The following is a 13,332-nucleotide window of genomic DNA, read 5'->3' on the forward strand; positions in this document are numbered from 1 at the left end:
AGCCGACGCATAATCCTCGATGAGGAGGTGCTGTTGGACACAGCTCTTGCCTCCTCGTTCCTCTCGAAAAGTAGCCTCGATAAGCCGCCGCTGTCACGCGGTTCTCGTCTTAGCTAAAGACGGATGCCGCAAGCCGATGTTCTTTGCAGCGTTGTAGTCGGCGTGGTTTTCGTAGCCACACTTCAGGCACAAAAAGTCCTCACCGTCACGGTTGTCTGGGTGGGTGAACCCGCAGTGTGAACAACGGCGAGACGTATTTTCCGGGTCTACCTGGACCACGTCGATACCGTGCAATTCGGTTTTGTATTCGACGTACTCGTACAATCGTTCGAACGCCCACTTGTGCCCCCACGACGCTTCTGGCAGTCGGTCACGGATACCGGTCAACTCCTCGAATGCGATGACTGCGACTCCGTTCTCAGCGGCCTCATCTATGATACCATTGGCAATCCGGTGGAGCATCATGTTGAATCGGCCTGTCTCCTTCCGTCCGACCGACTGGACGTTTCGATGGGCGTAACGCGAACCACATTGCTGGAGCGAGGCCCGCCGCTTCTCATACTCGTGGCGCCAATGGTCGAACTCGTGACCGCTCCAGAAGGTGCCTGTTGAAGTGACAGCAAGTTGGTTCACACCGAGGTCAACACCGAGGACTGTACTGTGCTCGGCTGTTGCCTGTTCTGGCGTGTCAGACTCCATCTCCGCCTTTGTGCGTAGATGAAGGAACCACTCGCCGTCCCTGAGGTGTAGTTCTGCGCCCGTCACCTGGTAATCGTCGTTGTCGAGATACCGACTGTGGGGTGTATCACGGTTGTCGTCAGGAAGGACGTATTCGATCTCGATGCGCCCGTCAACGGTTGCCAGCGACACGCACTCGTCGTAGAAGGTCGCACACCTCTTGTCGTAGACGACCGTTGGCTTCGAGAGGTGTGGCTTGCCTGCGTACTCGCCCTGTTTCCAGCGGGCGACGGCGCTCTGTACGGCGTCGGCGGCCTTGTTGCGAGCGTTCTGGACGAGGTTGGCGTGCAACCGCGTTTGCTCGCGCACGTTGTCGTAGGTCTCTTCCTGTAGCTGGGCCTTGCTCGTAATCTTGTAATCGCCCTGCCAGGCGTGGTCAACGACGTGGTTAGCAGCCCATAGAAATTCGTCTACAGTCTCGCGGAGAAGTGCGGCCTCGTCGCTGTCCACATCGAGTTTAACCGGGACAGTGCGCCGCACTTCCATACGTCAGATGTATGCCTAGTAGTTTATCAATATTGGGAGAATGGTGAGAACAGTCTGTGGTCTATGTCGAGGGGTTTCAGCGTCTTCTTCTTCCGATTCGTTCGCTTCGCTCACTCCCTGAGGCCAGAATCTCCGTCTCGAAGCTACTGACCAGCCGAAACGTCGGTCGAGTTCACGGTAGTTTCACCTCGTAGTCAGCCGCTAGCTCCTGGAACTCGTCCCACTCCGGGAGCTGCTCGTCATCAACCTCGCCGTGCGTCTCGAGGTAGCGGAGCAAGGCGTCGATTTCGTCTTCGAGGCCATACTTCGCCGCTTGCTCTCGGAGGCCCTCCTCGTCGACGCTGACGTGGCTGAGCAGGAGGAGACAGTACGAGCGGTGACGGCTGCCGTCGTCGATCAAGAGGGTGTGACAGCAGAGCTCCGCCGGCGAGACTGCGTCGAGCTCCTCGGCGTAGACGTAGTAGCGGTGGCCGGTGAGTAGGAACTGGAGGTCGAAGGCCGTGAATCGAGCGAGGCCGGTTTCGTGGAACGGCTCCGCGTCGATCTCCGTCTCAGCCTGGGCGAGGAATTCGTCGTAGTCCTCCCAGAGAATCGTGCCCTTCCGGGCGACGGCTTCGAGGCGCTGGCGATGTAGATGATGTGCGAGTTCACGCGCGAACTCGTGGAGGCGGTCGAAGTCGGCGTTGAACTCGTAGCGGCCGTCGTCCGTCCCGACGAGCCCACGGTCGCGAAACCGCTTGAGGATGCGGTTGACCGTGTTGCGGTAGTTGTCGCTCCGGTCGGCGATCTCGGAGACAGTTCGCGGCTGGTCGAGGTAGTACAGGACCTCGAGTGCCTTCCCGGTCAGCAGCTCGGGGAACTCGATGTGGGAGTGCTGGCGGACGAGGTCCCGATAGAGTTCGACGGCGCGAGCATCCGAAGGGATGACTCGTTTTCGGCGGCCGTCGCGTTCCGTGTAGACGAGTCCCTTTTCGACGAGGTCGGCGACGGCACGAGAAAGGTAGCTCTCGCTGTGGTCGAGCTTCGTCGCGAGTTCGGAGATCGTGTCGCCACGGTCGACCGTGGCGAGGACCTCGAGTTCGATACGCCGGAGCATAGTGTAACATATTACGAAACTTGTATATAAAGAAGTTTCGAGTAGTGTTACAGTCAGCAATCGCGAGAACCACTCCCATCGTCTTAACCAACAAAACTATGGACTCGTGGGCCGTGTTGGTTAACACGAGAGTAGCCGATGTCCTACGAACCCCCGACCCCGCCGGCGAACCTCCCGACGGAGATCGTCAACACGCTCAACGAGTCGAACCCGGAGCAGCTCCGAGACGTTGCGACGTACGCTGAAGCGCTCGCCGAGCACAAGGAACGAGAGGCCCGTCTCGAGGAGTCGGCAGATCAAAAAGAGGTCGAAGAGCGACCAGACGATCTGCCGGACAACGTCCCAGCGAAGGCCACGATCACGATCAAGGAGATTAACGACAACCGCTACTACTACTGGCAGTGGCGAGAAGGCGAGAAAGTTCGTTCCCAGTATAAAGGCCCCGTCAGTCCCGACGAATAGACGGTGGTGAACCGTAGCTGGGTGTTTGTCGAGTGCAGTTAGTAGCGTAGCAGAGGACACCCCCCAGAGTGTGAATGGGTTCAACCCACCCCACACCCCTCAGTGTGAATGGTTCCGGTCAGCCCAGACAGGTAACACTCGGAGAGAACAGACCCACCCACGTTTCCGTCGTAACTGGAGGTCGGTGGAGGGAACGCAGCCACGATTGAAGGGATCAGACCCCCCACGTTTCCGTCGTTTCGTCACCCCGCCCAAAGTCGATTATTGGGAGTAGAAGACGATCTCGGATCACCCACCCCACGTTTCCGACGTATCGAGACCCACCCCACGTTTCCGACGTATCGAGAGATACACTCGTGATCAGGGGTGTGGTCAGCGACCGTAACGAGAGCTAGGCCAAGTCTTCCAATCGGCTGTCCCGGAGGACAGATTTCAGCACGATGCCGGTATCCTGAACCAGCCGGTGCTCGAGATAACTGCCTTCACCCCGGCCACCACCGGTCCGAGTTGATTCAACGACACCGAGGAACGCCTGCTCTTTCAACAGCTCATAGACGCGGTGCTCGCTGAGAGTCTTCGCATCGGCCTTCTCTGTCGTCGCTTGATACCGTTCGTAAATCCGGTTGGTAGAGAATCCATCCTCGTTCGGATTCTCTTCGGTGAGCAGCGCGAGCGAATAGAGGATGAATTTGACCTGGGTCGTCGATCCACGGAGAAGCTCCTCGAACCGATCGATTTCAGCCCACTCCTGAGCATCACGAACGTGTTCCTCAACGACTGTGTCGACGTTTTCTCGTTCGGCTAGTTCGCCGGCGTGACGAAGAATTTCGATGGCCTTTCTGGCGTCACCGTGTTCTTGGGCGGCTAGTGCCGCCGTCAGCGGGATCACATCATCCGAGAGAACGCCATCGTGGAACGCGTCCCGTCGGTGCTTCATAATCTCGCGCAGTTGATTCGCGTCGTAGGGTTGGAAGACGAACTCCTCCTCGCGAAGACTGGACTTGACGCGTTCGTTCAGCTGGTCGCGATACTCGATCTTGTTGCTGACGGCGATGACGCCCAGGTGGCAATCCGCTTTCCCTGATTCGCGAGCCCGCGAGAGCTGCATAAGAATATCATCGTCATCGAGTCGGTCCACCTCGTCGAGAATGATGATGACTGACTCGTAGGCAGTATCCAGAATCTCCCAGAGATAGTCGTAGTATTCACCGCTGCCAATCCCTGCGCGTGGAATATCGAAGTCAGTCTCGTCCGTCTCGTTGAGTGAACGAGTCACCGTCCTCGCGACGCGTGTCTGTGTGTTGTGCTGCGCGCAGTCGACGTAGACCGTGCCGACGGACACACCGTTCGACTCCGCGGCTCGGCGGGCTCGTTCTGTGACGTGACGGGCAACGAGCGACTTCCCGGTTCCCGTTTTGCCGTAAATAATCACGTTGTTGGGCGGATCGCCACGAACGATTGGCCTGAGTTCAGCAGCCACGGCCTTGATCTCGCCATCTCGGCCAACGATACGTCCGCTTTCAGGGACGTGGCCAACCTTCAGCAGCTCCTTGCGAGCGAAAATGTTAGCTCGGTCGGGGTCGTCTTCATCAAAGTCGAAGAGGGGATCGTCAGCGGGATCCTCGTAGCGGCCGTCGAAGTCAGAGAGTTGGGACGGTTCCTCAGCCATCAATATCAGACATCGCGGATGGGACCTACTTAATGATTTGGCTACCTCGACCAGAGTGTAAATCGGGCTATGGTCGTCTTCTGATGTTTTGTCGCTGGCGTATCATCCTCACAAAGGGTCGAGTCGGTCCCGAGTGAAATCGGATTCGAAGCGATCGTTACTGACGTAGACCGGCACCCCTAATCCAGAGTGAAAACGCCAGACTAGAGCGGGTTTGACACACCCCTGGTCAAGAGTGAATAGCCCTCCATCCGGGAGCAGCGTACTTGGTTGAGATGACACCCCCCGTCCAGAGTGTATCTCCCGAACCGTGTAATCAATCATTTCTATGAGAGGACACATCGGCCATAGGCGTCTGACGCACGGCAGACACCCCTCGTCCAGAGTGAAAGCGCTGGTGTGACGAGCTGGAGTGGAGTGTGATGGTGACGAGCGTTCGTCGGCACCCCCAGTCAAGAGTGAAGACGCAGGTCAGATCTCCAGCCGAAGCAAAGCAGGGTACAATCGGAACTGTCGGGAACGGGTACCTTGATTCCGATTGACGAGGGAGATCGGGAGATACCAATCCCGATTTGGGCTTTGATGCCGGTTCGCTGGTTGACGAATGTCAGAACGACGATTGTTCCTTTAACGTTTCACAATACACGGACGACGGAATCGAACCCCCACACCCCTCGTCCAGAGTGAAACGCTACGAGAGTCCCTCGGTTGACCCGGCGGAAACCACACGACGAGTCGGCTGGGAAGTACCGAAATCACAAGATGTGAGACGAGTATCCCTCGAACAGCAGTCGTCACACAGTGGAAGCTCTCTAAACATGCCAACATTCATAGCATTACCTAGAGGTTTTATTACTACCTACCTCCTACCACTCTCCAAGTGTATTCAGCATAGAGAAGAGGACAAAGGCGGCATTCGTCCGGGTGGTTTCGAACCGCTGCTCGTGTTTACTGCTCCATTTCCTCCGTGTTCTCCCGTCTCAGGCTGTCCTGCCGTGATTCTTGCTGATCTCCTCTCACGAGAACCCCTATTTCCCGTGGACCTCACCCCACACCTCTGATTGGTTTTCACTCTGGACGAGGGGTGTGTGGGCGTGGTATTCTCTCTAACTCCCTTCTGTGCCTCCACTCAGTATTAACCAACAAATCTCCCGATACCTCGATAGTGTTGGTTAACTTCTTCCAATCTCGGTGAAGGCGGCCAGGTCCGTTTCCCGAGTTTCCGCGATCTCGCGTCGAATCTCTGTCCGATCCCAGCCAAGCGGTGCCAGCACACTCTCGACAGCTCTGACGAGTTGCGTCTCGTAGTACGACGCATCGTACGACTCTATCTCTTCGTGGGCCAACGCGACCCGCCCTCGCGAACTCTTCTCGTCGTCGACGACCACGTACTCGATGTCCTGTCCTGGGTGGATGGCGAGGTCCTGGTCCCGAGCCCGCTTCAGCGCCGCTACGTTCTGCGTGTTCTGCGTGTACCCTTCCAGCGGCTTGGAGACACGATTCCGTTCGACGAGCTGCTCGACCGGCACCGTTCCAGCGTGGAGACGCTTGATTGCGTCCTGAAGACAGTCGAGGACGGCGTCCGGAGATCGAGTCGCGTCGAGCCGTTCGAGACAGTCCCGCTGGACGTCCTCGATGAACGGCGGGGACGAGCGCTGCCGGGCTTCGATGCCTCTGATCTTGAAATCGTCGTCACCAGCGACCTTCCCGAAGTACTTTGTCAACGCGCCGGCGTCGCTCTCGCGCTGCGGCACGAACGCCACCCAGTCGTAGTGGGCCTCGTGTTCGAGCCGGATCTCGACCTCTTCCGTGATTGCCGTCGCGAGTGCTTTGAGGTCCTCGCGGTCCTCGTCGTCGACGTCAGGGTCTGGGGTGACCCAGATGGAGTCAACGATGCCGTGGACGACGCGCCAGCCGCCGGCTTCTAGTCGCTGTTTCGCCGTCAGCAGAATCTCGCGAGCGAACGCGTTGATCGTTTCGTGGCACTCGATGCGGCCGAACTTCGCGTTGCTGAACCCCTGATAGCCGAAGCAGGCGACGAGGATCCACTTCAGCGCTCCCGACCGCCCCTCGAGTTCTACCAGTCGGTCCTTGTCGGGGTCGTCCCGTTCCTTCTCGCGACGGATGGCCGCCTTGATCTCGTCGCGAGCGTCGATGATCGGCTGGAGGACGTCGACGAGGTAGCCCCGGTCGTCGCAGATCGAGTACCCGAGGCCGGGGACGTCGTCGCGGTCGCTGTGGCAGTCACACCGGATGACGTCCGGCGAGACGTTCCGGGTACAGATGATGTTCGGATAGAGACTCGAGAAGTCGAGTTCGTGGACGTTCTCGTGGAGGCCAACCTCGGGCGCGAAGATGAACCCGCCGCGGTCGGCGTCGTGGAGCGTCCCCATCGGCTTGTAGAACTCGTGACGCCAGGAGTTCCATGGCACGAGAACGCCGCGGTCGTGGGCCTCGCAAATCTGGATCGCCGTGAGCACGTTCCCGATCGACGCCCACGCGAGCTCCTGGATAGGCTTTTTCGAGCGCGACACGAGGTCGAGGACGCCGTCGAGGTTCGTCTCCCCGTAGAAGAACGTGTTCGACTCGTCGATGATCGCCCGGCCGGGCACGTTGTACCGCGCCGGCGAGTGACCGACGCGACCGTAGCTCGAGTACGTCGACCGGCTCGCGAGCTGCTGGTAGTCGACATTCGGCCACCGACTCAGCGAAAAGTCGTCGACGCCGGCAGCCGTCGCCATCTCGTACAGGGTCGGGACGATCTCGCTCGTCGAACAGACCAAGACGTCCGGATCATGCGCTTCGAGTGCCCCTTGGACGGCGGTCAGGATATCCGTCGGCGAGCCGGTGACGGCGTCGCCGGCGACGGACAGTTTCTCGTAGACGTCGTTGCTCGTTTCGGTCACCGGAACACTGAGCCGGAGCGTCGACAGCTCGTTCGCCGGCGTCGGATCGGCGCCGGTCTCCAGACAGTACCGGAACTCTCGCGAAAAGTCCACGTTGAAACAGGCGAGATCCCCGACTGGATAATCCGACAGCTGGCGCGCCTGCCGGGCGAGTGGAGTGACGCGGTCGATGTGGGCGACATCAACCGCGAGAACGGCCTCCTCGTCCCGTCGAAAGCCGGGCCGTCGCGCAACCGTCTCGGTCGTGACGACGTCCGGGTGCTGGTCGTACACCGATTGAAGCGTCGTGAGGTCGAGGTCGGCATCAGGGTCGCGAGCGGCGACGTAGAAACGGGGTGTGTAGTCATCGCGCTCGGTCGCGACGGCGCCGTCGACGGTTGCCTCCCACTCCAGAACGCGGCCGTCGTCTAGAAAGTCGATGCTAAACGCCATCTAGGTCTCTCTGATGTTCGAGTCGCCGATAAGGTGTGGCGTGTCGTTTCCGGATTTCAACGTATGGACCCAAGAACGACTCTACTGGTGTCTTCTGACCGTTTTTCTGTGTTCCGCTATTTCTGGAACGATTTCCGGAATTCATCTGTGTGGATTCAGTCGGTGTACTCACCACCTGAAGGAATATAGGAATCTGCCAAAGAACTATATTCCTTTGAACCGTGTGTTTCTATATGAACGACCGAAACCCACCAGATGAGTTTGCAGACGTCAACGAAGCGGTTGGTGAGGAATGGGAAGCAGAAACAACACCCTATGAGCGCATTCGACACGTCGTTGCGCATACGTACAGCCCCGTCTCAGCTGATGCCGTAGCTGACGATGCACGGACGGCTCCAAAGACCGCTCGAAAGCACCTGAACACACTCGCAGACGAGGGGTTTGTCGAGACGACACCCGGCGAACAGGGTGGCACGCTCTATCGGCGCTCACCTGAATCACTCGTCGTCGAACAGGCTGCCGACATCCTTGAGCACGTCTCGACCGATGAACTCGTCACCCGAATTCAGGAGATGCGCGAGCAGCTCACCGAATATCGGTCCGAATTCGGTGTTGATTCCCCCGAAGAATTGGCGGTCAACCAGACGAACCAGGCCCTCAGCGAGACCGGGTCACAGGACGAGATCGACCCAGAGACGATTCGTGAGTGGAAGACGCTCCGACGGAATCTCGCGTTCGCGAACGCTGCCCTCTCGATCGGCAACGCCGAGCAGTTCGTCGATAGTGACCGTCGCTCGACTGACGACAGCGTCCCTGCCTGAGCAATGCGGGATTCGCCTGACCAAGCAGAAACCCATACTCTCCGGGGAGCTGCGGATCGGCCGGTGCTACTGACGATTCGTGATGTTGTCGAGGAGATGGAACCGCTCGCAACACCTGAACTCGACGACTACCTCCATCCATCAGTCCTCGAAGTCATGCTTGACGATGGACTGTGTGGGGCCGAGGACGCCCGGATCGATATCCAGTGGACGACACGAGATGATTACAAGTTCCATTACACGGACACGGAAGGGGTGAATCTGCGCTGGGGGAAGCACCCACACGCAGGAGACTATATCCACGTCCCCGGATTAGAACACTATCATCCACCGCCGAACGCGAGTTCTGATTCAGACGAGGTCGAAGCGTCCTGTATTTCACAATCTCCTGAAGAATTGGTCACCCGCGCGGTGCTTAAACTCTGGCGGGTCGCCTACCACACGGACTCGTATGAACCACTCAACGCAGGTCGTAACCCACCGTAGGTACCATCCGGGTGCTTTCCTTTACGAACCCCAACTGAGAAGCGAGTTCTTCAGGCGATAGGCTCCAGCGACTTCATAGAGAAATCTGACTTTGAACAATACCGTTCTGCAAGGTCCATCAACGCTCGAGTCCGTCGAATATCCGCGACATTGTGGATGATGAGTGGCTCGTAGGCTCCCTCCTCCCATGCGGTGACTGCCTCGCTACTGTCGGTGAATGGATCCAGGTCGTTCAATCCGGCGCCGATCAGTTCCTCGTAGACGCCACTCAGTGTGTCTTCACTCGTATTGAAGCGTGTCTCGAAGACATCCATCACGTCGACGTATGGCAACGTGCCAAACGGCCACTCGAGCCCGTGCGTACAGAGCCGTGTGCGAAGGAACGGGAGGTCGAATCCTCCGTTCCACCGCTCACCGTTGTATGCGACGAGCTTTGCATCTCGTTGGGTGAGTGTCGACGTGACGAACGTCGCTAGTTCGTTCAGGAGTTCCTGTTCGTTGTCATGGAGTGAGAGCTGTACCGGTGTCTGGAGGGCATCGCTGAGCCGATCTGCGAGGCCTGCTTCTGGTGTCGTCCCGGTATGGAGAAATACCCGCGACGAGACCGCTGAATCGAACCCAACTACTGTGAGTTCATCACCGGCCTGAAATCCCGTCGTTTCGATATCGAAGGCAATCGTCGTCAACTCCGTCATTCTACACCTCCAGTGTTACCTTCGGCGGACGATTGCTGCTGTTCGACCACAGTTTCAGAAAGCCGTTTCTCAAGCTCTGATAGGCGTTCCTCGTGGTCGTCGAGGCGGCCCTCCTGTTCGAGATCGATGCTGAGCAGCGCCGGCAGTAGCGGGTTCTGGTGGTTCAACAGCCCACTCGCGTCGGCGTGCTTGCGGGCGTACTCGAACAGCCGGTCGAAGCGCGGCTGGTCGCGACGCCGCAGTGCCCGGCGGAACTCCGCCCAGCGCTCTTCGATTGCCCGCAGCGCATCTCGGTATGTCGGGTTTGTGCGCCCCATCGCTATCGTCCTCCTGCCCCGGTTGCGGTCCACGCATCGAGCAGGGGATCCGCGGTGGCCGCCACCGTCTCACCGTCAGCGGTGACCCCTGTCCCGACACCCTCCGGGGTCGGCGTCGACGGCGTCGGCGTCGTCGGTTCCACGCCGACCTGCGTGGCGCGTGCCGCGAGCAGCTGTCGCCAGTACGCGAACGTCGTTTGGTAGTACGCGCCGTCGTCGACGGGATAGACGAGCGTCTCGAAGTCCTCGCCGACGACCCGTGGCCCCATCCGGGTCTGCTCACATTCCAGGTGGTGGTCGGCGACCGTCGCGACCGGCGCCGTGAAGTCGTCGCGCTGCGCCCGTGTGACGAGCACCGGGATGTCGTATCCGTCGGCGTAGGTCGCTAACCGGGCGAGAGTTCGGGCTTGGAGGGTTTTCGCGTGGGCCCCGCCGAGGGTATCGTCGGCGCGGTACTGGGCGTCGACGGCCGGCGCGATGATGAGAGCGGGCGTGTGGGGCGACGTGTCCTCGTCACGATCTGATGCCCGTCGATCGGTCGCCCTAGTATCGGCCGTGGATGTCTGAATTGACTGGTTCACCGCTGACGGGAGATCACAGACGGCGCCGTAGTGCTGATACGCAGTAAATCCGCGGGCGACGTGAATTCGGTTGAGCAGCCGTTGACTGGGCGTAATTTGAGCGAGTGTCGTCGTTGTCGCGTGTCCGTTTGCGTCGACCCAGAAGGCGGGCCCGTCGTGTAGGAGGAGATGGTCGAGCACGAGCGATTGCAGGATCGGGACGCCGCGGCCTCCCTCGACATCGAGCAGCGTGATGCCGTCGTCGAGTTGTGGTAACAGCATCTCGTCCGTAGCTGGATCGGCCTGGTCAGCAAAGGCCTGATTGCGGTCAGCGCCCCGTGTCGGCTGGTCCACCGCCAATCGGTTCGACGTTGTGTGTTCTCCCATACTTGATTAGTTGTCTACCTTCCCGATAAGCCGCGGCGTGTCGCTTCCGCGTTTCAGGGAACTCGACTTGATCCCCTCCAATCCCGGTACAGTCCCGAGTAGTCTCCGTTTGGATCCTGTTTCCGAGAATAGTTCCTGAATCCAGTGTTCTCCGTGTTAACCAACATCCGCCCGTATTGACGGCGGCGTGTTGGTTAATCTCTTTCCTCCCAGCGTCGACGAAGACGAGTACCGCAAAAACAAGGACGAGAAAAACAGCTCGGAAGGCCTCAATGAAAATCAAGGATAGGAGGACGGCGAAAAACAAGAAAAGCAGCCTTCACTAAACGAGATATAGATGTCACACGATCTCTTTCCACGTTGAATATCCAGAGCGGCTCGGCAACGCGAAAATCTGTACAGAAGCAGGTAAGGGTGCTTTCTGACTTGGCGGAAAATAGGCTGTTGAAAGCACCGGTCAACCGAGATCATTTCGCCGTGTTTCGTTACGAGAGTTGAGAGAGGCCTTCCGAGAAGTACAGGATAACCCGTAGCCGAGTATCTTCGTTCCCTCTCCTTGCCTATTACCGGGAGTAGAAACCCGGTTCGACTGTTTTCTTCTAATCTGTGTCTTGCTCCTTCGACTCAGCACCACTCGTGAGATAAGAGGTATCATCAGCGAACTGATCCTTGACGAGGAGAATCCGGATACCCAGTATCGCCTCGATCTTCTTCCGGTTATCATACATATGATTAGAGTCTACTGTAACAACCTTATCCAGGAGGCCTCGATCCTTCATGTATGCCGCATCGCATAGAATAAGACGATCTCGATAACCGACAAAATCTAACTGTCTTTTCTCCATCTTCCAGTCCCCATCCTGCTCCGGAGCCATCTTGACCCGTCTCTTCAGACGTTTCTTCTTATTTCTCGCCTGGGTCTGAATCGTGTCACAAAGAGCGTCCATCGCCTGGCGAGCAACCTTGGAGGTCAGATCTTGATCTCCTATCTCCTCAGATAGGAAATCCTCAAGATTGGGTCGAATGTACTCTTCGATCAAGCTTTGAGGGAAGACATTCTCCTTGATTCGAGCTTCAGAAATGAACAGGTCCACGAGAGTATCTAAGTCAAGCTCGTCATCATCATAGGAACGCAGTTTGATGTCTAGATTGCCCTGAGCTGCTCGAACGGTCGAGAATTTATCGCCGAATCGGCCTTCCTCTGTTTCCCAATCGATGTCCGCCGTCTCCACAGAGTTTGAGTCGGTCCTATTGCAGTATTCGTAGACAGCGGTTTGGCAGGTATAGAGTGTATTGTCTGTGTCGAACAGCCTTTCTGATTCAGTTCGCCACAGGTCGTGGAGGAAAGTAATTCCAACAATTGGGCCGGTGTCAAGGAAGTACCTAGCCATCTCTATTAGATTTTCACGTCAAACTCTAAGTGAGGAGCAACGAACGCTTCCGCTGCTTTGATCGCTGCTTCACTTTCTCGAGCATTTCTCCGGGCCTTCTGCTTTTCCTGCTCAAGTAGAAATGATCGAAGTTCCTCTTTTGTTCCTTCTATACTATCTACACCCAGCTCTTCTGCGACCTCACTACGCGATAATCCACTGTTCTCCCGACATGCCAATTCTAAGCAGAATAGCCTCCAGAAGGTTTCCGAGATTCGATGTGCTTCATCGGGATCGTAGTCATCGGAGTCGATTTGAGCACTGACTAATCGATACCAGATATACAAATCATCCTCGTATTCCGGAAACTCATCCAGTGGAAAACTCTCTAGAAAATCATACACGGTTTCTCTGGTCCGCACCTCGTTTTTCCCACCGTCGAGAGTCATTTGACCTGTGTCAGCAGCCGCTGTCAGTTGCTTATCCAGCTGGCGATAGTGTCGCTGCACGTCATACGGAGCCTCTTCATACATCTTGTTCGTGATACCGTCAAGCCCGAGATCGTAGTAATCGTCAAGAGCTCTGCTAATAGCTTCTTGACTGCGTCGAAGCACTCCCTCTGACACATCTATATCATCGAGATCTAGATTGCTGGTTACTGAGGAACCGCCATCACTGATGTCCACATTAATATTTGAGTTAGACGTTGCGACGACTGCTCCATACATATACCAGAATTTAGGGACCTGAACAGGGACTCGCTCCTGCTCAAGTTCTTGCTCAACGAAATAGAGGACTTTGTGGAACGCCTTGGGCTTGAGTGAGTCTCCGTATTCATGTTCTTCTAAAAGGACTGCTACCAATTCTTCCAGGTCCAAGGCGTCTTGCATATGATTTCGTATGAAGG

At 57.3% G+C, this 13,332-nt stretch carries 12 protein-coding genes; 3 read left to right on the forward strand and 9 right to left on the reverse strand.

The window, feature by feature from the left end; genetic code table 11:
* Positions 1 to 93 precede the first annotated feature (93 nt).
* Positions 94 to 1,224 (reverse strand): RNA-guided endonuclease TnpB family protein, encoded by a 1,131-nt coding sequence (locus D3D02_RS16415; protein ID WP_199723137.1) that lies wholly within the window; start codon positions 1,222 to 1,224, stop codon positions 94 to 96.
* Between the two features lie 172 nt (positions 1,225 to 1,396).
* A complete protein-coding gene (locus D3D02_RS16420) occupies positions 1,397 to 2,320 on the reverse strand; it encodes a MarR family transcriptional regulator (protein ID WP_121571056.1) in 924 nt (307 codons plus the stop codon).
* 138 nt (positions 2,321 to 2,458) lie between these two features.
* Between D3D02_RS16420 and D3D02_RS16425 the strand changes: the two genes are divergently transcribed.
* Positions 2,459 to 2,782, forward strand: a complete 324-nt coding sequence (locus tag D3D02_RS16425; protein ID WP_121571057.1) for a hypothetical protein — start codon at positions 2,459 to 2,461, stop codon at positions 2,780 to 2,782.
* A gap of 391 nt (positions 2,783 to 3,173) precedes the next feature.
* Here the strand turns inward: D3D02_RS16425 and D3D02_RS16430 are convergent, their stop codons facing one another.
* Together D3D02_RS16430 and D3D02_RS16435 are read right to left on the reverse strand one after the other, a co-directional pair.
* A complete protein-coding gene (locus D3D02_RS16430; RefSeq protein ID WP_121571058.1) occupies positions 3,174 to 4,451 on the reverse strand; it encodes a Cdc6/Cdc18 family protein in 1,278 nt (425 codons plus the stop codon).
* 1,172 nt (positions 4,452 to 5,623) lie between these two features.
* Entirely contained in the window at positions 5,624 to 7,789 is a 2,166-nt protein-coding gene (locus D3D02_RS16435; RefSeq protein WP_121571059.1) for a type B DNA-directed DNA polymerase, read from the reverse strand.
* A gap of 233 nt (positions 7,790 to 8,022) precedes the next feature.
* On the opposite strand from D3D02_RS16435, the gene D3D02_RS16440 reads away from it, so the two are divergent.
* On the forward strand, positions 8,023 to 8,610 hold the full coding sequence (locus D3D02_RS16440; protein WP_049987703.1) for an Rrf2 family transcriptional regulator: 588 nt from the start codon (positions 8,023 to 8,025) through the stop codon (positions 8,608 to 8,610).
* Between the two features lie 3 nt (positions 8,611 to 8,613).
* Positions 8,614 to 9,096: a hypothetical protein gene (locus tag D3D02_RS16445; RefSeq protein WP_121571060.1), complete on the forward strand. Its 483-nt coding sequence runs from the start codon at positions 8,614 to 8,616 to the stop codon at positions 9,094 to 9,096.
* 50 nt (positions 9,097 to 9,146) lie between these two features.
* Here D3D02_RS16445 and D3D02_RS16450 read toward each other — a convergent pair whose 3' ends face one another.
* The 5 genes from D3D02_RS16450 to D3D02_RS16470 all read right to left on the reverse strand — a co-directional run bounded on the left by D3D02_RS16450 (position 9,147) and on the right by D3D02_RS16470 (position 13,315).
* Positions 9,147 to 9,791, reverse strand: a complete 645-nt coding sequence (locus tag D3D02_RS16450) for a ribonuclease H-like domain-containing protein (RefSeq protein WP_121571061.1) — start codon at positions 9,789 to 9,791, stop codon at positions 9,147 to 9,149.
* Positions 9,788 to 10,108, reverse strand: a complete 321-nt coding sequence (locus tag D3D02_RS16455; protein ID WP_121571062.1) for a hypothetical protein — start codon at positions 10,106 to 10,108, stop codon at positions 9,788 to 9,790. The genes D3D02_RS16450 and D3D02_RS16455 overlap by 4 nt, the downstream gene beginning before the upstream one ends.
* Before the next feature lie 2 nt (positions 10,109 to 10,110).
* On the reverse strand, positions 10,111 to 11,055 hold the full coding sequence (locus D3D02_RS16460) for a hypothetical protein (protein ID WP_394337739.1): 945 nt from the start codon (positions 11,053 to 11,055) through the stop codon (positions 10,111 to 10,113).
* A 599-nt stretch (positions 11,056 to 11,654) separates the two neighbouring features.
* Positions 11,655 to 12,446, reverse strand: a complete 792-nt coding sequence (locus D3D02_RS16465; protein ID WP_121571063.1) for a hypothetical protein — start codon at positions 12,444 to 12,446, stop codon at positions 11,655 to 11,657.
* A gap of 5 nt (positions 12,447 to 12,451) precedes the next feature.
* A complete protein-coding gene (locus D3D02_RS16470) occupies positions 12,452 to 13,315 on the reverse strand; it encodes a hypothetical protein (RefSeq protein WP_121571064.1) in 864 nt (287 codons plus the stop codon).
* Positions 13,316 to 13,332 lie beyond the last annotated feature (17 nt).

It is taken from the genome of Halobellus sp. Atlit-38R, from assembly GCF_003665925.1.
GTDB lineage: Archaea > Halobacteriota > Halobacteria > Halobacteriales > Haloferacaceae > Haloquadratum > Haloquadratum inordinatus.